A 17,985-nucleotide genomic window follows, 5' to 3' on the forward strand; every position below is an offset into this window, starting at 1 on the left:
TCTGTTTAATTTGCTGTAATGAGCATTATTAAACAGAGAATAGAAAGGCCTGCTTTAGTTAACTTTAGTGAGCAGCTAAAGCTGGCCGTTTGAGCGCTCATCTTTAAAGAAAAATGGGCATATTAACAACCCGGCGATTATAAAAACGTCGGATTTATGGAGTGTATCATTATGCGTGAATTAAACGTAAATGAAATTCAAGTAATCAATGGTGGTCATCCTGCTATAAAGTCTTTTTTAATAGGTTATGCAGCATCAAAGCTTATAGATTATGCTTTAAGTTCTTATGTAAATCATATGACACAAGCAGTTGCTGGCGGCTGGGGGAGTAATCCAGGTATGCCTACAGGTAATAGTGCAGGCTTTGGTACTTTATAAACACGCAGTGTTATTTGAGGAGAGGGTGCTCTCCTCAAAACCATTTAAGGTTATCTTCATGAGTCATTTTATTATATGTTTTCTAATCACATACTTAATAACAAGAGTTGTTTTCTTTGTTTTTGATTTTTCAAGCTTTAAACCTGATGGTGTTACTTTTTATTTTATAGATTTTTCATTTTTTGCTCTAGTTTATTTCGTTGTTTATATGGTGGTTAACTTTATTTTTGATAGGGTAAAGGGGTAGGTTTATTATAAACTTTTAGTTTTCTATGGGTACATAATGTTTTGCAGTTTATAAAGCAAAATTCAATGGAAAAAGTGATGCATTACCTTAACAAGTCAATATCTTTTTCAGTAGACAAAACCACTCCTTTATTACTCCAATCCGAAATAGCTGAATGTGGTCTCGCCTCTATGGCTATGGTGGCATGCTATTACGGCCACCAGCTTGATATGCCTGCCATGAGAAAGCGCTTTTCGGCGAATTTAAAGGGTATGAATTTACAGCAGCTAATTGAGCTGGGGGATAGCTTAGGATTAGCGAGTCGTGCGTTACAGTGCCCGCTTGAAGAGGTACATAAACTTCAGACTCCTTGTATATTGCATTGGGATATGAATCACTTTGTAGTTTTGACTAAAGTTTCTGGGAAGGGAAAATCAGCTAAATTAGCGATTAATGATCCAGCCCTTGGGAAGCGGAATCTAAATAGCGAGGAATTTAGTAAGCACTTTACCGGTATTTGTTTGGAGCTCACGCCAACCAGTAAGTTTGAAGCTAAACAAGAACAGGCACGAATGAGGTTTAGTCAGCTTTGGAGTGCTGTTACTGGTCTCAAAACTGGCTTAATTAAATTAATTGCGCTGTCGCTGGTTTTACAGCTATTTGCACTGATGACACCCTATTATATGCAGTGGGTCGTGGATGAAGTGTTGGTGAGCTTTGATGAGTCTTTGCTCACGGTGCTTGCGCTAGGCTTTGCATTAATTGCGATCATTTCAGTTATTACTAATGCAGTGCGGAGCTGGTTGATTTTGAGGCTTTCGAGTCTGCTAAACATGCAAATGGGGGTTAATCTATTACGTCATTTACTGCGCCTTCCTATGAACTACTTTGAATCCCGCCACATTGGCGATATTGTTTCCCGTTTTGGCTCACTAGCACAAATACGTGAGCGTATTACCACAGGGTTTGTAGAAACATTTGTTGATGGCGTTATGGCTATCACCGTATTGATTATGATGTTGGTTTATTCACTTAAGTTGACAGCTGTTGTTGTAGGCGCAATTACCCTTTATACGCTTGTACGCTTAGTGTTGTATCGACCACTGCATCAAGCCACAGAAGAAATGATTCAAAACTCCGCTAAAGAGCAATCAAACTTTTTAGAAAACATTCGTGGTATGCAAACAATTAAATTGTTTGGTAATGAAGCGCAGCGCCAAGGTATTTGGCAAAACCGTTATGCTGAGGTAATAAATAGTGAAATACGTTTAGGGCGATTAAATATTAGTTTTGAGTCTTTTAATAAACTACTGTTTGGTCTTGAGAATGTAGTGGTTATTTACCTTGCTGCACTTTTGGTTATGAGTAATAGCTTATCTGTCGGTATGGTGTTGGCATTTATAGCCTATAAAAATCAGCTAACAAGTCGCTTTGCAAATTTCATCGAGCAAATTATTCAATTTAAAATGATGCGCTTACACCTTGACCGTATCGCTGATATTGCGCTTACTAAGCAAGAAGCGAATCGCGATGGTGACTTGACCTACAGAGGGAGTAGCGACAATAAAGTGAAAGGTAAGCTTAGCCTTGAAAATATCAGTTTTAGTTATAGCGATGATCAAGCACCTATTTTAAAAGGTATAAATTTAACGCTAAATTCAGGCGAGTCTATTGCTATTACTGGCCCGTCTGGCGCGGGTAAAACGACGTTAATGAAAATCATGTTGGGTTTATTACAACCCACATCAGGTAAAGTGTTACTTGATGGCATGGATATTACCCAACTAGGCCTTAAAAATTACCGCAAACAAATAGCCGCAGTAATGCAAGATGACACGCTATTAGCTGGCTCAATCGCCGATAATATTAGCTTCTTTGACCCACAACCTAATTACTTAAAAATAGAACAGTGCGCTCGTCATGCAGCAATTCATAGTGATATTACTAAAATGACTATGGGTTATAACTCATTAGTGGGCGATATGGGTTCTAATTTATCCGGCGGACAACTTCAACGGTTATTACTTGCCAGAGCGCTGTACCAATCTCCCAGCGTCTTATTTTTGGATGAAGCAACTAGTCATTTAGATCAAGAGAACGAAGCAAAAATCAGTGAGCAAATTAAGCACCTAGAGATGACGCGAATAATGATTGCTCACAGGCAAGAGACTATCAATATGGCGGATAAAGTGTTTGAGTTACAAGGTGGAGCTTTAACAGGTACAGTAGCTCAAAATGAAACTGCGTAATCGAATGTGATTTTAGTAGCTTGTATTTTACAAGCTACTAAAGCAAAGGCTAGGCACGTTAAATTTTGTCGGAAACGGCCTAACCTATTAACAATCCGGCAAAAAATGCGAATACATGGAGAGTATATTATGCGTGAATTAACCACAATTGAAATTGGACTGGTTATTGGTGGAGTGTTATCGAATACAACAGTTAATGAAGGAGACTTTGAAAGGAAAGATAGGCCTGGGTTTGGCATGCCACACTTGCCTGTACCAACAGAAACTGATGATTGAGTTATTTTTTAGATAAGGAGTAATGTTCTCCTTATCTAAATATCATTTAAAGAATAGTAACCTGGTTAGTAACTATCACATGCTTAAGTGAGTAGCTTTTATTACGCGCTTATTTTTATGCTGAAATGATTAGATGAGTTTGCTCTACTATTAGCTATTGAAAGTTCTGTTTATGAAAAAATTTTTATTAATTTTCTTTATCACTTACATCATAACCAGAGTTGCTTTTTTTACTTTTGATTTTTCTATTTCAAAAAGTAGTAGCTTGGTAGATTATTTTATCGATATATCTGCGTTCATTTTAGTGTACTTCGTTGTTTCTAAGATCGTTTGTTTTGTATTAAAAAGAGATAAAAGAAGCGAGAGCAGTGATTCTAACTTTAAGTGATAGACTGTTGTTTTGGTAGAATGAAGTACTGATTCAGCGGTGATTTAAGACCGAATGAGAGTTTTGGTTACCTTTGGTAAACAAACCGTTTTGAAGAGGGACTCTCGCTATGAGCTTTTGCCCCTCTCTAATAGGTGATGTTTATAAAGCTTTTAAGGGTAAAAACTCAGCATTAACGATATAAACACGCCAGTGATAATCAGCTGCACAAGGCAAAAGCCCATGATGTCTTTTGCTTTTAAGCCGGCAATAGCAAGTACGGGGAGTGCCCAGAACGGCTGAATAAGGTTAGTCCAAGCATCGCCCCATGCGACAGCCATAGCAACACGTGGCATGTCAGCGCCAAGTGTTTGTGCTGCAGGAATGACAATCGGCGCTTGCACTGCCCATTGTCCGCCGCCTGACGGCACAAATATATTCACAAACCCTGCGCTTAAAAAGCTCCAAAAAGGCAGCGTTTCGGCTGTTGCAATGGCAATAAACCCTTCAGAGATTTGTTGAGCAAGTCCCGTTTTTACCATAATGGCCATGATCCCCGCATAAAAGGGAAATTGAATCACAATACCTGCGCCACTAGGGATTGCTTGCTGTAAGCTGCTAAGTAAATTATGCGGCGTTTGATGCAGTAAAATTGCGCTAAATAAGAAAATAGCGATCACGCTATTTAAGTTTAAGCCGCCTCCGTTTAGCACAAAATAATAGAATAAATAGGCAAGACCAAAGGCACCTATACCCATACCTAGCAAACGGCTATGTTCAATTACTTCGGCGGGGCGGGTAGGTGTATCTGCTTGCTTTGATTTATCTTCAAGCTTTGCGGGGTCAACATAAACGCTGTCTTTTTCGCTTGGCAACATATAGCGATTTACCAGCGGCATGATAATAAACAAGCCCACAACAATAGCGATATTAAATGCCGAAAAAATCGTGTTTTCGGTGCCTATTACCCCAATACTTTGCTCTGCAAAGTGGCCATCGGTTGCGATTGTCAGCGGCACTGAACCGGCTAAGCCGCCATGCCAAACAATAAAGCCCGAATAGGCACTGGCCACTAACAAACGGTAATCTACGCGGGTTTGCTTCGCAATTGCCTTGGCGAACAAAGCGCCAATTACTAAACCAAAGCCCCAATTTAGCCAACTTGCTAATAAAGACACGAGCGTAACGAGTATGATCGCTTTAGCAGGGCTGTTGGCAAGAGTCGCGAGTTTGTTGAGTATACTGCGCATCACCGGGGTACTCGCTAGCATGTAGCCCGTTAGCAGTACTAGCAGCATTTGCATGGCAAATTGTAATAGGTTCCAAAATCCACCACCCCAAGCCGCGAGCACTTGCGTGGGCGTTGACGGCGTAAAGAGGCTCGCAACGATAAAGCTCAGCAAGGTGAGTAATATAACAAATACAAACGGGTCGGGTAGATAACGCTCTACTAGTTTAGTGAATGGTTTAGCAACGCGATTTAGCATAGTTTTTATTGTTGTCGTCGAATCGATAATGCCAATAAATCATGATTAACGATGATTGGCAAATTGCGACGTCGTTGCTTTAGCTTATGCCTTTAAAAACTGATGCTAAATGCGCTTACTGTGAATCTTGCTCTAGCATGGCTTTTAAGCGGGCTTGAACTTCTTCTACTAACAGTATTGGCTGGAATTTTGATAAGAAGGCATTACAACCAACCTTCTCAACTAAAGCTTGGTTAAAGCTACCACTCAAAGATGTATTAAGCACAATATGTAGGTTCTTCATGCGGCTATCGTTACGAATTTCGTGTGTTAAACGGTAGCCATCCATTGCTGGCATTTCAGCATCGGTGATCACCATGAGTAGCTCTTTCTCAACATCTTTGCCTTGATCAGCCCAGCCTTTTAGCATTTCGAGTGCTTCAAGTCCGTTACGAGCAGGTATGATTTCGATGCCAAGTTGCGACAAGGTATCGCTTACTTGCTTACGAGCAGTTGGCGAATCATCGGCGTGAAGAATCTTGCGGCCTGCAAACTCGTTCACGATGCTTTTATCAAGAATGTCTTCAGATATTTGGACTTCGTACTCAACGATTTCTGCAAGCACTTTTTCTACATCGATAATTTCAACCAGCTGCTCTTGGCCATCGCGTTTTATTTTCGTTAAGGCTGTTAGGTAATGATTTTTACCAATTGCCGTTGGCGGCGGCATGATATCTGACCACGTCATATTGATGATTTGATCAACTTTACCAATTAAAAAGCCTTGCACGGTACGATTGTACTCGGTGATAACGAGGTTTGTATCTTCGATGTGTTTAGCTTCAGGCATGTTTATCGCTCTGCGCAAATCAATCACCGGAATTGATTCGCCACGAATATTTACAACCCCAGAAACTTTAGGGTGGGCGTGAGGAATTTTGCTAATTTGCGGTAACTTCACCACTTCTTTAACTTTAAACACATTGAGAGCGAATAAGTGGCGACTGTGTAGGTAAAATAGTAAAAGCTCTAAGCGGTTTTCACCGACCAGTTGCGTACGCTTATCGACGGAAGCAAGAACACCTGACATATTTCACCCTAAACACCTAATACAGAGATAGTATAGTCTACTATCATTTTTCATCGACATGCATTAGTAATTTTCCATCAGTTGCCAAAATGCAAGCATTACAGTACCGTATCGATAATTTCTTCCACTATAAATCGCAAGGATCATGCATCATATATTTAATCGTTTAGTGGTACTTATTCGCAGTCACATTGATCAAGTAAGTTGGCAGGCTGTGGTATTTACTACGCTTTTGCATATGCTACTTATTTGGTGGCTGCTTATGCTTGCAGGAGAGCAAGCGCTCACACCACTTAGTACTTATTTTTATTATTATGTAGTAACTACATCTACAGTTGGCTATGGCGATTTTAGCGCAAGCACCGAGCTTGGCCGTTGGATTGTCGCATTATTGCAAATACCTTTTGGTTTAGCATTATTTGGCGTTCTGTTAGGAAAGACAGGGCAAACAGTAACTTATTTAATTAGGCGCGCTATGACGGGTGATAAAAGCTTCGCACATATAAACAATCACATTATTATCTTTGGTTGGCACGATACACGTACTAAAAAGATGGTTGACTATATCTTGGCCGATCATAAACGCTTAGATCGTCGTATTTTATTGGCGGTTACTGAACAAATGGAACATCCGTTTTTAGCAAATCCTATGGTTGATTTTGCTCGTCTAAGTAGCTTTACTGACTTAGATGAGTTGAAAAGAATTGCCATTGATCGCGCCGATAAAATTATCATTGATGGCCAAGACGATGACCAAACGTTTACAACAGCCCTGCGCATTAGCAAGTTGGTCAATGAACAGTGCCACATTAGCGCGCACTTTACTGATGAAACTAAAATCGAAATGCTACATGAGCATTGCCACAATGTAGAATGTAGCAGTGCTAAGTCAGCCGAGATCTTAGTGCGCTCAATGCAAGACCCAGGTTCAAGTCGTGTGCAAGAAGAGCTGTTATCGACACTACATGGGGATACTCAATTTAGTTTACCAATTCCAAAAGGCGTGCAAGCAATGGAGTTTGGCAAGCTGTTTCATCACTTTAAATATAGTCATGATGCTATATTACTGGGTGTCGCACATAATTTGAGTGCAAAAAATATGGACTTAAACCCGCCACTTGATTACGTGGTAAGTGAGGGAGATATTTTGCATTATATTGCTGCGGAGCGTGTTTTGAGTGACGAAGTTGATTGGTCAACGTTGGTATAATTTATGAACGAAGTTGTGTTTTTAATTATTGTACTCAGTGCCTACATTTTACCTGTGGTCATTGTGCTCAATAGTAAACGCACTCAAGGCCACGAAAAGAATGCTTGGTTAATCGGTATCATCTTCTTTTCGTGGTTAGCTTTAGTAATGTACTTAACAATCATCCCTAAGCACGGACGGGTCAAGAAACACCGTAAAGTAAAACCAAAGGGTTAACTCTCCTCAAATTGACAGCTGCTGTGTCACTTCAACTGTTTTAGTTTATGGTCTATCACAGGATCATCGGGTGAGAGTTGCTGCGCTACTTCTAAGACCTTAATTGCATCGTTTGGGTGCTCATCTTGATGTTTGATTGCAACATCAATCAGCGGTTGTACATCAATCGCATCTTTTTGCTCTTGCATGTGCTCGGCTTTTTCTTCAGCTAAAATTGTATGCGCGGTGCTTAGTAAGGCTAAACGATGTGGCGAACTCTTGTTTGCCTTATTTAGACGACGATAATAGTCTTCTTTAAAGCGCAGCGTTTTGGTTTGCTGGCGGAATTGGGCTACATCAACTTGCTGGTGGCTAATAAAATCAACAGCAACATCTTTATAAAAGCCAAACTTATTTAAATATGTTGCATGAACACTGTGGCCCATACCAAACACGCGTAAGTGGGTTAGTTGTGGGTAACGTTTAGCATGAGCTCGGTCGATGCGATTAGTTGGGTCGTAAATAATATAACCCTTTGCATGGCCTAAATCTAAATCGTGGTAGTCACCGTTCCAATCAAATTTTTGCGCGATGTCGGTACTTGAACGATCATCCCATGGCGCTTTTTCTTTATTTTTTGTGCTAACTGGGTGAAAGAGTAAAACCTTGTCTAGCTTTAATAGATTGGCAAAGGCGCCAACGGCAAAGCCTCCTCGACTCAATCCATAACCTAACCGCTCTTTGAACCCGCCAATCAGTGGTGCTAGCTGTTCAATAAAAAACAACAGGTTACGGTGCCTAAACCAGTTGCTAATGCCTAAATGTTGAAAGGCGATGATATTCACATCTTGCTTTTTCGCGAGCTTATAAGCCCAAGGCGAAAAATCATCAGTGATATCATGTTCTTGATAATTTGTTCCAGCAGGAGAGAAGGTAATTAGCAGGGGCTTATTGGCATCAATGATATGGTATTTCACATAAACATCACCGAGCAAATCACCACCAGTCATAGGCACAAGGCTTTGTTGCTCATCGCGTGGCAGGTTGGTCCATTCCTCTAACCAATACAATAATTTCATACATCCCCCACGTTACCTCTAAAATAAAGGGGCAAAATTATAGCAAAAATAGCAGCTAATTAAAAATGGCTTCCATTTTAGAGTCTTAGCTTTCGCTCATTGCGATGATCTGTTGCCAGTCATGTTCGGTGACAGGCATTACTGACAATCGGCCGCCTTTTTTAAGAGCGATTTCGGTAATTGACTCATTGGCTTTAATCGCCTGTAGGCTAACTAGCTTTTCAAGGTGTGCTTGATATTGCACATCGACTACAAACCAGCGCGGGTTATCAGCAGTTGCTTTAGCATCGTAGTAATCGCTATTTAAATCAAACTGTGTTGGGTCGGCATAAGCTTCGCGAGTCACCGTAGCGATACCTGCAACACCCACTTGCTTACAACTTGAATGATAAATCATTACCAAGTCACCATGCTTGATACCATCGCGAAGAAAGTTGCGGGCTTGATAATTACGCACGCCATCCCACATAGAGGTTTGCTCAGGTGCGTTTTTTAGATCATCAATTGAAAATGCATCGGGTTCGGTTTTAAAAAGCCAATAAGCCATAATGAGGTGCTCTTACAAAGATTTACTTCCAATTAGTCTATAGTATCATTAAACGCTTGTCGGGATTGAGGATAAATAAATGAGCCAAGTATTAGATGACCTACTGTCATTAATGTCGTTAGAAGAGATTGAGCAAGGCTTGTATCGCGGGCAAAGCCAAGATTTAGGATTTAGAGCTGTATTCGGTGGTCAAGTAATGGGCCAAGCTCTATCTGCCGCAAAAGAAACATTACCACAAGGGCGTATTGTTCACTCTTTACACTCTTACTTTTTGCGCCCAGGTGATGCTGCAAAGCCGATTGTCTATGATGTAGAAAATATCCGTGATGGTAAAAGTTTTAGTACTCGCCGTGTAAAAGCAATTCAATATGGTAAGCCGATTTTTTACATGACAGCTTCTTTCCAAGGTGAAGAAGAGGGCTTATCACATCAAGCGCAGATGCCTGATGTACCACAGCCTGAAGAATTAAAGTCATCGCTTGAATTTTACCAAGCAAATGCAGAGCTTATTCCTGAACCAATTCGAAATAAGTTCATCCGAGAAGTACCAATTGAAATGCGTCCTGTGACCTTTCATAACCCATTCAAACCACAAGTGATGGAGCCAGTTAAGCATATTTGGTTTAAAGCTAATGGTGAGATGCCTGACGATCAGCGTATTCATAATTACTTACTTGCGTACGCATCTGACTTTGAATTTTTACCAACTGCATTACAGCCGCATGGGGTATCGTTTATGCAGCCGAATATGCAGGTTGCAACAATTGACCATGCAATGTGGTTTCACCGCCCGTTTAGACTAGACGATTGGATTTTATATTCGATTGATAGCCCAAGTGCGAGCTCTGGTCGTGGTTTGGTGCGAGGTCAGTTCTTTGACCGTCAAGGCAATTTGGTTGCCTCAACGATCCAAGAAGGGGTTATGCGTCAGCGTTAATCTTTTGTGTGCTGAGCTTGGCTTTGCACTATATCGTCAATTGACTGCCAGACCCGTGCTGGCAGCAATGCTTTAAGATATAAATACACTTCACACAGCTCATTGCTACCCGTTAAGCCTTGCTCTGTTTCGGTAATTAGCTTTTGCTCTCGCAAGCTTGAAATAAAACCAATAAGTACTTTTTTGTCGAAGAACTCAGGGGTTTTAATGCCGTGCAAGGTACCTAAGCGCTCTGCTAACACTTGGCTTTCGTGTTCAAGTTCTTCACGCTCAATACCACTGCTAGTTTGAATAAAACCAACCACGATAGCGTAGCGTTGTAGTGTTAAACTTAAGGCGCGACCGAGCATTTCGAGTTTCGCTAAACAGTCGTTGCTGTTTGTGATCTTGATATTATCGCCATCAATTTCAATCAGGTCTTGATCAACGAAGCTTGCGAGTACGCGAGTAATGTAGTTTTCATCTAACTCATGCAAGAACCACTCTTTGGCAAACAGTGGGTAAAAACGTGCGATCAAGGCTTGGCAATCAGCCATGGTAGTTTGATGTGCTTTGAATAAATGCAGCGCCAATAAGCTCGGTACTGCAAATAAGTGCAACACGTTATTACGGTAGTAGTTGAATAGTGTTTTTTCTTTATCGTTAATCGCGATAATTTCGCCAAACTCATCACTGATCACATCAAACTTATTAAGTTTAAGTGCATGCTCTAGCAGCTGCTCGGCGCTTTCGTCTGGTGTGGTCACCTTTTCGCTGTAGCTTGCGCTTCGCTGTAAATGTAAGTAAAACTCAAGCTGAGCAATCAGCTTAGGTTTACTTAACGCGTGTTTATCATTTACCAGTAATATCATCGCAAGTAGATTCACTGCATTGAGTGCAGCGGCGCTATTAATATTAACCATTACCTTATCAGCGAGGTTAGCGACTTGTGGTCCAAGCCATTGTGGCTTTTGCACGTCGGTTGGGTGGATCGACTCTCGCCAATCAGGTTGTTGATCATTGAGATATTGGTTTATTGATATAGGGTCGCCAAAGTTTAAATAACCACGACCATAGTTTTTAAGGTTTTTAATTGCTTTAAAGATACCTAATACCGACTCACCTTTTTTATCGTTACCGGCAAGCTCTTTTAAGTAAGTATTAATTTCCATTACGTGCTCATAACCAATGTATACAGGCACAATTGAAATAGGGCGGTCTATGCCACGTAACATGGCTTGTAATGTCATGGCGAGCATACCTGTTTTTGGCGGTAACAAGCGACCAGTACGGCTACGACCACCTTCAGTGTAAAACTTTACTGAATAGCCTTTGATAAATAACTGGCTCAGGTACTCTTTAAATACTGACGAATACAATTTATTGCCCGCGAATGAGCGGCGAATAAAGAAAGCACCACTGCGACGGAAAATCCCCCCTGCCGGGAAGAAGTTTAAGTTGATACCGGCAGCGATATGAGGCGGAACTAAGCCTAAATGGTAAATAGAATAGGTCAGCAATAAGTAATCCATATGCGATCGGTGACATGGCATATAGATAATCTCGTGGCCTTTATCTGTAAGCTCATGCACCTGCTCAGAAAATTTAATATCAATCCCGTTATAAAGCTTATTCCACAGCCAAGTTAAAATACGGTCTGCAACACGAATGGTGGCATCGCTGTAATTGGCGGCAATCTCATCAAGTAGCTTCAGCGCATTTTGGCGAGCTTGCTCTTGGCTGATGTTTTTTTCTTTCGCTTCTATTTGAATTGCTTTTTTTATTGTTGGTGAGGCAAGTAGCGAATTAAATAACTGCTCACGTGATGGCATTTTCGGGCCTGTCGCTGCCAATTTTTGGCGACGAAAGTGTACGCGGGCTACACGTAAAAGCTTATGTGGTAGTTCATCAACCTCAGCTTTTTCATTGACCAATAAAGATAAATCGAGCGGCTGACTAAAGCGAATAAAGTTATCGCGCCCAGAAAATAGCAACACAAAGAATTTACGAAACCAGCTGGGTGTTAATGAATGAGACACCAAAGTACCTAAACCTGGCTTTTCTTTGCCTGGGTTTCGGCCCCATAAAATCGTCACCGGGATCACTTGGACGTTTTTCTCACCTGATTGCATCAGGTGGTCAATAATTTGTTTGCCTTGCTGCAGGGCATTGCTTGGCTTGCTTTTATTACCAAATAGCGGTGGTGGGTTTTGAATACCGATAAAGCGATCAAGTTCTGCATTACCTAATAACTGCTCTTCGGTCGGGTTAGGTAAGCCGTATTTTTTACATACCCTTGCCAGTGCCGCTAAATCAGAGCGTGCATTTAGCCTAACAATATAAAAAGTAGGGTTGGCTGGGTTTAGATTGTATTGTTCAATCGGATTTTCTGGCAGCACCTTACTTTTTACAAACAAGCGGTTCATACCGGCAGAAATGAAATTTAAACAACGATTAATGATTCGCATCAACTCACCAAAGTTATTAGTAGATATTAAATAGACCGAGTCTGGTCAAAAATAAGCGGCATAGAATAACAATTATTAACTGGACTGACCATTTAAAAGCGATTTTCTAGCCTCTTTACTCGCACAAGTATAATTTAAAGACGCTAATGTTATTGATAAAGTTCGAAAATTAAACAAAATTTAATTTAGACCTTTGAGATTTTCAAAATAGTTGTTGCATTTATCACCAATCTATCTATAATACGCAGGCTTTCAAAATTCCCTCGGGAACTTGGAAGGAAAGATTAAGCTTGGATTTCAAGCTAATAAACAGGAATTCCGATTTGGAATTCATCGTAGATATAAGAAAGCAGCCGACATCTTAGTTATTAAGATTGTTTCGGTCGTTTTTTTTATGCTCTTTTTAAATGCTCTTTATATTGAGGTTTAAGAATGTCAAATCAACGCATTCGTATTCGCCTAAAAGCTTTTGACCACCGTTTGATTGACCAATCAACGGCGGAAATCGTGGAAACTGCGAAACGCACTGGCGCTCAAGTACGTGGTCCAATCCCACTACCTACACGCTTTGAACGTTTTACTGTACTAACTTCACCGCACGTTAACAAAGACGCGCGTGATCAGTACGAAATCCGCACCCATAAACGTCTGATCGACATCGTAGAACCAACTGACAAGACTGTTGACGCTCTAATGCGTTTAGATCTTGCTGCTGGTGTTGATGTTCAAATCAGCCTGGGTTAATCGGAAGATTAGAGAGGTTTTAGGAAAATGGCATTAGGTCTAGTCGGTCGTAAAGTGGGTATGACACGTATCTTCACTGAAGATGGTGTATCTATCCCTGTGACAGTTATCGAAGCGACACCTAACCGCATTGCTCAGATCAAATCTGAAGCAACTGACGGTTATAACGCGCTTCAAGTAACCGCAGGCACTAAAAAAGCAAGCCGTGTAAACAAAGCAGCAGCGGGTCACTTCGCTAAAGCTGGTGTTGAAGCGGGTCGCGGTCTGTGGGAATTCCGCCTAAATGGTGGTGAAGGCGATTTTGAAGTAGGCGCTGAGCTTACTGTTGAATTATTCAACGAAATCAACAAAGTTGACGTAACCGGTACTTCTAAAGGTAAAGGTTTCCAAGGTGGTGTTAAGCGCTGGAACTTCAGCATGCAAGACGCTACTCACGGTAACTCTCTATCTCACCGTGCTCCTGGTTCAATCGGTCAAAACCAATCACCTGGTAAGGTGTTTAAAGGTAAGAAAATGGCCGGTCACATGGGTGCTGAGCGTGTAACGACTCAAAACTTAGAACTAGTTCGCGTTGACGCTGAGCGTAACTTGCTTTTAGTTAAAGGTGCAGTACCTGGCGCTATCGGCGGTGACGTTATCGTTAAACCAGCTGTTAAAGCATAAGTCCTGGAGATTTAGTGATGGAATTAGCAATTAAAGACGCTTCTGGCGCTCTTGAAGTTTCTGAAGCTACTTTTGGACGTGAGTTTAACGAAGCATTAGTACACCAAGTAGTTGTTGCTTACGCAGCAGGTGCTCGTCAAGGTACTCGTGCTCAGAAGACACGTTCTGAAGTTAGCGGTGGTGGTAAAAAACCATGGTCTCAAAAAGGTACTGGCCGTGCACGTGCTGGTACAATTCGTAGCCCAATTTGGCGTTCAGGTGGCGTTAGCTTCGCAGCTAAACCACAAGATCACAGCCAAAAAGTAAACCGTAAAATGTACCGCGGTGCGATCAAAAGCATCTTATCTGAATTAGTTCGTCAAGAGCGTTTAATCGTTGTTGAGCAGTTTGGTCTTGAAGCACCAAAAACTAAAGAACTAGTTGCTAAGCTTAAAGAACTTGAGCTTAAAGATGTTCTAATCGTGACTGAAGAAGTAGATGAGAATCTTTTCTTATCGGCACGTAACCTATACAAGGTTGACACGCGTGATGTAGCTGGTATCGATCCTGTAAGCCTAATCGCTTTCGATAAGGTACTTATTACAGCTGCTGCTGTTAAGCAACTTGAGGAGGCGCTAGCATGATCCGTGAAGAACGTCTTTTAAAAGTGATCCTTGCTCCACACATCTCTGAAAAAAGCACTATCGCTGCTGAAGAGAACAACACGATTGTTTTCAAAGTAGCTTCTGATGCAACTAAAGCTGAAATCAAAGCTGCAGCAGAAAAGCTTTTTGAAGTAGAAGTAACTGGTGTTCGCACACTAAACGTTAAGGGTAAAACAAAACGTACTGGCATGCGTTTCGGTCGTCGTTCAGACTGGAAGAAAGCTTACGTTACTCTTAAAGAAGGTAGCGAGCTAGACTTTGTCGGCGGCGCCGAGTAATAAGGGGAGTTAGAATTATGGCACTTCAAAAGTGTAAACCAACTTCTGCGGGTCGTCGTCACCTGGTTAAAGTGGTTAACCCAGATCTACATAAGGGTAAACCTTACGCACCACTACTAGAGAAAAACTCTAAGTCTGGTGGTCGTAATAACAAAGGTCGTATCACGGTTCGTCACATCGGTGGTGGTCATAAGCATCATTACCGTGTAATCGACTTTAAACGCACTAAAGATGGCATTCCAGCTGTTGTTGAGCGTCTAGAGTATGATCCAAACCGTAGCGCAAACATCGCTCTTGTATTATATGCAGACGGTGAGCGTCGTTACATTATTGCACCTAAAGGCTTAAAAGCTGGTGATTCAATCCAATCTGGTATTGATGCACCAATCAAAGCTGGTAACACGTTACCAATGCGTAACATGCCTGTAGGTTCGACTGTTCACAACGTAGAATTAAAACCAGGTAAAGGCGCGCAAATCGCACGTTCTGCTGGTGCATACGTTCAAATCCTTGCTCGTGAAGGTCAATACGTAACTCTACGTCTTCGTTCTGGCGAAGTTCGTAAAGTTCCAGCTGACTGTCGCGCAACACTTGGTGAAGTAGGCAACTCTGAGCATATGCTTCGTTCACTAGGTAAAGCTGGTGCAAATCGCTGGCGTGGTATCCGTCCGACAGTTCGTGGTGTTGCCATGAACCCGGTAGATCACCCGCACGGTGGTGGTGAAGGTCGTACATCTGGTGGTCGTCATCCTGTGTCTCCATGGGGTAAGCCGACTAAAGGTGCTAAGACACGTAAGAACAAGCGTACTGATAAATTTATCGTACGTCGTCGTACTAAATAATAGTTGAGGAATAGCCATGCCACGTTCTCTCAAGAAAGGTCCTTTTATTGACCTACACTTGCTGAAGAAGGTAGAGAAAGCGTTGGAAAGCGGTGACAAGAAGCCAATTAAAACTTGGAGCCGTCGTTCAATGATCATACCTAACATGATCGGATTGACCATCGCTGTCCATAATGGTCGTCAGCACGTTCCTGTGTTCATCACAGACGAAATGATCGGTCACAAACTAGGTGAATTTGCACCAACTCGTACTTACCGCGGTCACGCTGCGGATAAGAAAGCGAAGAAACGTTAAGAGGGGAATGATAAATGCAAGCATTAGCTAAACATAAATTCGCCTCTGGTTCGGCGCAAAAAGCACGTCTAGTTGCAGATCAGATCCGCGGACTTCCGGTTGATCGCGCTCTAGAAATCCTGGCGTACAGCCCTAAAAAAGCGGCTGTATTAGTTAAAAAAGTACTTGAGTCTGCTATTGCTAACGCAGAGCATAACGAAGGTGCTGACATTGATGAGCTTCGTGTAACTACGATCTTTGTGGACGATGGTCCAACAATGAAGCGTATTATGCCACGTGCTAAAGGACGCGCAGACCGCATCCTTAAGCGTACAAGCCACATCACTGTTGTGGTTTCAGATAGCTAGGAGTATAAGTAATGGGACAAAAAGTTCATCCTACTGGTATTCGCCTAGGTATCTCTAAACCTTGGGTTTCTACCTGGTACGCGAATTCAAAAGATTTCTCTGATCAGCTTTTTGGCGATCACAAAGTACGTACTTTCCTTACTAAGGAATTAAAAGCGGCTTCTGTGTCTAAAATCGTTATCGAGCGTCCAGCTAAATCTATCCGTGTAACAATTCACACAGCTCGTCCTGGTGTTGTTATCGGTAAAAAAGGCGAAGACGTTGAAAAACTACGTCAAGCAGTAACTAAGATTGCAGGTGTTCCGGCTCAGATTAATATCGCTGAAGTTCGTAAGCCTGAACTTGATGCACAACTAGTAGCTGACGGTATTGCGTCACAGCTAGAGCGTCGTGTTATGTTCCGTCGCGCTATGAAGCGTTCGGTACAAAATGCAATGCGCATTGGTGCAAAGGGTATCAAAGTTGAAGTTAGCGGTCGTCTTGGCGGTGCTGAGATCGCACGTTCAGAATGGTATCGTGAAGGTCGTGTACCTCTACATACTCTTCGTGCTGATATCGACTACGCAACTTCTGAAGCCTTAACCACTTATGGTATCATTGGTGTTAAAGTTTGGATCTTCAAAGGCGAAGTTATTGGTGGTTTACCACTAGTACAAGAGCAAGAGAAGCCAGCTAAACGCGCGCCAAAGAAAGCCAAAAAAAGTGCTAAGTAGAGGTAGCGAGTAATGTTACAGCCAAAACGTACAAAATTCCGTAAAATGCACAAAGGCCGCAACCGCGGTTTAGCGCAAAACGGTAACAAAGTAAGCTTCGGTACTTTCGGTTTGAAAGCTACTGGCCGTGGCCGTATGACTGCTCGTCAAATCGAAGCAGCTCGTCGTGCTATGACACGTCACGTAAAGCGTCAAGGTAAAATCTGGATTCGTGTATTCCCAGATAAGCCAATTACGAACAAACCATTAGAAGTTCGTATGGGTAAAGGTAAAGGTTCTGTTGAATATTGGGTTGCTGAAATTCAACCTGGTAAAGTACTTTACGAAATGGAAGGTGTTTCTGAAGAGCTTGCTCGTGAAGCATTTAACCTTGCAGCGCGTAAATTACCATTCACAACAACTTTCGTAACTCGGACGGTGATGTAATGAAAGCTAGCGAACTAAAAGACAAAAGCGTAGAAGAGCTAAATGCTGAACTTCTAGGACTTCTTCGTGAGCAGTTCAACCTGCGCATGCAAGCAAGCACTGGTCAGTTAGCTCAGACACACACGCTAAGAACAGTACGTCGCGATATCGCGCGTGTAAAAACAGTTATTAACCAGAAGGCAGGTCAATAATGAGCGATAAAATCCGTACTCTTCAAGGCCGTGTAATCAGCGACAAGATGGATAAATCTTTCACTGTTGCTATCGCACGTTACGTGAAGCATCCAGTATATGGTAAATTCATCAAACGTACGACTAAACTACACGTACATGACGAAAACAACACAGCTCAAACTGGTGACGTAGTTACTATTTCTGAGTGTGCTCCTATTTCTAAGACTAAGTCTTGGACTTTAGTAGACGTTGTTGAGCGTCCAAAGAAAGCTTAATTTTTAATTAAGTTTCCTTACTAAAAAGCCCCGGCATCCGCTGGGGCTTTTTGTTATAAAAAATAGCTGGAAGCTTTCAGCTGTCAGACGTCAGATTAGATCGAGAAGGGGCTTTCAT

Annotated in this window: 22 protein-coding genes; 17 read left to right on the forward strand and 5 right to left on the reverse strand. The window is 41.8% G+C overall.

Annotated elements, in window-relative coordinates; all coding sequences use genetic code 11:
- Window positions 1-171: 171 nt before the first annotated feature.
- The 3 genes from HUS62_RS05780 (at window position 172) to HUS62_RS05790 (ending at window position 3,129) form a co-directional block, all read left to right on the forward strand.
- Window positions 172-378, forward strand: coding sequence for a hypothetical protein (locus HUS62_RS05780; RefSeq protein WP_175078858.1), 207 nt, complete (start codon window positions 172-174; stop codon window positions 376-378).
- A gap of 312 nt (window positions 379-690) precedes the next feature.
- Window positions 691-2,853 (forward strand): peptidase domain-containing ABC transporter, encoded by a 2,163-nt coding sequence (locus HUS62_RS05785; RefSeq protein ID WP_175078859.1) that lies wholly within the window; start codon window positions 691-693, stop codon window positions 2,851-2,853.
- A 129-nt stretch (window positions 2,854-2,982) separates the two neighbouring features.
- Entirely contained in the window at window positions 2,983-3,129 is a 147-nt protein-coding gene (locus tag HUS62_RS05790) for a hypothetical protein (RefSeq protein ID WP_175078860.1), read from the forward strand.
- Between the two features lie 540 nt (window positions 3,130-3,669).
- Here HUS62_RS05790 and HUS62_RS05795 read toward each other — a convergent pair.
- Together HUS62_RS05795 and HUS62_RS05800 are read right to left on the reverse strand one after the other, a co-directional pair.
- Window positions 3,670-4,983 (reverse strand): short-chain fatty acid transporter, encoded by a 1,314-nt coding sequence (locus HUS62_RS05795; protein WP_175078861.1) that lies wholly within the window; start codon window positions 4,981-4,983, stop codon window positions 3,670-3,672.
- Window positions 4,984-5,098: 115 nt separating this feature from the next.
- Complete coding sequence (locus HUS62_RS05800) at window positions 5,099-6,052, reverse strand: chemotaxis protein CheV (RefSeq protein ID WP_175078862.1); 954 nt, start codon at window positions 6,050-6,052, stop codon at window positions 5,099-5,101.
- 145 nt (window positions 6,053-6,197) lie between these two features.
- Here HUS62_RS05800 and HUS62_RS05805 point away from each other — a divergent pair, with 145 nt between their 5' ends.
- Both HUS62_RS05805 and HUS62_RS05810 read left to right on the forward strand, forming a co-directional pair.
- Window positions 6,198-7,262 (forward strand): potassium channel family protein, encoded by a 1,065-nt coding sequence (locus HUS62_RS05805; RefSeq protein WP_175078863.1) that lies wholly within the window; start codon window positions 6,198-6,200, stop codon window positions 7,260-7,262.
- A 3-nt stretch (window positions 7,263-7,265) separates the two neighbouring features.
- The gene (locus HUS62_RS05810; protein WP_054563926.1) at window positions 7,266-7,478 is read left to right on the forward strand and encodes a hypothetical protein; all 213 of its coding nucleotides are present in this window, start codon (window positions 7,266-7,268) and stop codon (window positions 7,476-7,478) included.
- A gap of 26 nt (window positions 7,479-7,504) precedes the next feature.
- Here HUS62_RS05810 and HUS62_RS05815 read toward each other — a convergent pair whose 3' ends face one another.
- Both HUS62_RS05815 and HUS62_RS05820 read right to left on the reverse strand, forming a co-directional pair.
- Complete coding sequence (locus HUS62_RS05815) at window positions 7,505-8,536, reverse strand: cytosolic protein (RefSeq protein ID WP_175078864.1); 1,032 nt, start codon at window positions 8,534-8,536, stop codon at window positions 7,505-7,507.
- An 85-nt stretch (window positions 8,537-8,621) separates the two neighbouring features.
- The gene (locus tag HUS62_RS05820) at window positions 8,622-9,083 is read right to left on the reverse strand and encodes an EVE domain-containing protein (protein ID WP_175078865.1); all 462 of its coding nucleotides are present in this window, start codon (window positions 9,081-9,083) and stop codon (window positions 8,622-8,624) included.
- A gap of 79 nt (window positions 9,084-9,162) precedes the next feature.
- Between HUS62_RS05820 and tesB the strand changes: the two genes are divergently transcribed.
- The gene (tesB, locus tag HUS62_RS05825; RefSeq protein ID WP_054552365.1) at window positions 9,163-10,020 is read left to right on the forward strand and encodes an acyl-CoA thioesterase II; all 858 of its coding nucleotides are present in this window, start codon (window positions 9,163-9,165) and stop codon (window positions 10,018-10,020) included.
- On the opposite strand, the gene plsB is transcribed toward tesB, so the two are convergent.
- Complete coding sequence (plsB, locus tag HUS62_RS05830) at window positions 10,017-12,467, reverse strand: glycerol-3-phosphate 1-O-acyltransferase PlsB (protein WP_058583715.1); 2,451 nt, start codon at window positions 12,465-12,467, stop codon at window positions 10,017-10,019. The genes tesB and plsB overlap by 4 nt on opposite strands.
- 432 nt (window positions 12,468-12,899) lie before the next feature.
- On the opposite strand from plsB, the gene rpsJ reads away from it, so the two are divergent.
- Genes rpsJ through rpsQ form a run of 11 tightly spaced genes read left to right on the forward strand, consistent with a single transcriptional unit; the run spans window position 12,900 to window position 17,867 of the window.
- Window positions 12,900-13,211 carry a 30S ribosomal protein S10 gene (gene rpsJ, locus HUS62_RS05835; protein ID WP_002957900.1) on the forward strand — a complete coding sequence of 104 codons (312 nt, stop codon included), beginning with the start codon at window positions 12,900-12,902 and terminating at the stop codon, window positions 13,209-13,211.
- A gap of 27 nt (window positions 13,212-13,238) precedes the next feature.
- A complete protein-coding gene (gene rplC / locus HUS62_RS05840) occupies window positions 13,239-13,874 on the forward strand; it encodes a 50S ribosomal protein L3 (protein ID WP_036974218.1) in 636 nt (211 codons plus the stop codon).
- 17 nt (window positions 13,875-13,891) lie between these two features.
- On the forward strand, window positions 13,892-14,497 hold the full coding sequence (gene rplD, locus HUS62_RS05845; RefSeq protein ID WP_062568199.1) for a 50S ribosomal protein L4: 606 nt from the start codon (window positions 13,892-13,894) through the stop codon (window positions 14,495-14,497).
- Window positions 14,494-14,796, forward strand: a complete 303-nt coding sequence (gene rplW / locus HUS62_RS05850; protein WP_054552368.1) for a 50S ribosomal protein L23 — start codon at window positions 14,494-14,496, stop codon at window positions 14,794-14,796. The genes rplD and rplW overlap by 4 nt, the downstream gene beginning before the upstream one ends.
- 17 nt (window positions 14,797-14,813) lie before the next feature.
- Window positions 14,814-15,638: a 50S ribosomal protein L2 gene (gene rplB, locus HUS62_RS05855; RefSeq protein ID WP_058583716.1), complete on the forward strand. Its 825-nt coding sequence runs from the start codon at window positions 14,814-14,816 to the stop codon at window positions 15,636-15,638.
- Between the two features lie 16 nt (window positions 15,639-15,654).
- On the forward strand, window positions 15,655-15,933 hold the full coding sequence (gene rpsS / locus HUS62_RS05860; RefSeq protein WP_010376377.1) for a 30S ribosomal protein S19: 279 nt from the start codon (window positions 15,655-15,657) through the stop codon (window positions 15,931-15,933).
- Between the two features lie 14 nt (window positions 15,934-15,947).
- Complete coding sequence (rplV, locus tag HUS62_RS05865; protein WP_004588690.1) at window positions 15,948-16,280, forward strand: 50S ribosomal protein L22; 333 nt, start codon at window positions 15,948-15,950, stop codon at window positions 16,278-16,280.
- Between the two features lie 11 nt (window positions 16,281-16,291).
- Window positions 16,292-16,993 (forward strand): 30S ribosomal protein S3, encoded by a 702-nt coding sequence (rpsC, locus tag HUS62_RS05870; protein ID WP_054552370.1) that lies wholly within the window; start codon window positions 16,292-16,294, stop codon window positions 16,991-16,993.
- A gap of 12 nt (window positions 16,994-17,005) precedes the next feature.
- Complete coding sequence (gene rplP, locus HUS62_RS05875) at window positions 17,006-17,419, forward strand: 50S ribosomal protein L16 (protein WP_036974208.1); 414 nt, start codon at window positions 17,006-17,008, stop codon at window positions 17,417-17,419.
- On the forward strand, window positions 17,419-17,610 hold the full coding sequence (gene rpmC / locus HUS62_RS05880) for a 50S ribosomal protein L29 (RefSeq protein ID WP_054552371.1): 192 nt from the start codon (window positions 17,419-17,421) through the stop codon (window positions 17,608-17,610). The genes rplP and rpmC overlap by 1 nt, the downstream gene beginning before the upstream one ends.
- The gene (gene rpsQ / locus HUS62_RS05885) at window positions 17,610-17,867 is read left to right on the forward strand and encodes a 30S ribosomal protein S17 (RefSeq protein WP_054552372.1); all 258 of its coding nucleotides are present in this window, start codon (window positions 17,610-17,612) and stop codon (window positions 17,865-17,867) included. The genes rpmC and rpsQ overlap by 1 nt, the downstream gene beginning before the upstream one ends.
- Window positions 17,868-17,985: the final 118 nt, after the last annotated feature.

It is taken from the genome of Pseudoalteromonas sp. 0303, from assembly GCF_013349995.1.
Taxonomy (GTDB): domain Bacteria; phylum Pseudomonadota; class Gammaproteobacteria; order Enterobacterales; family Alteromonadaceae; genus Pseudoalteromonas.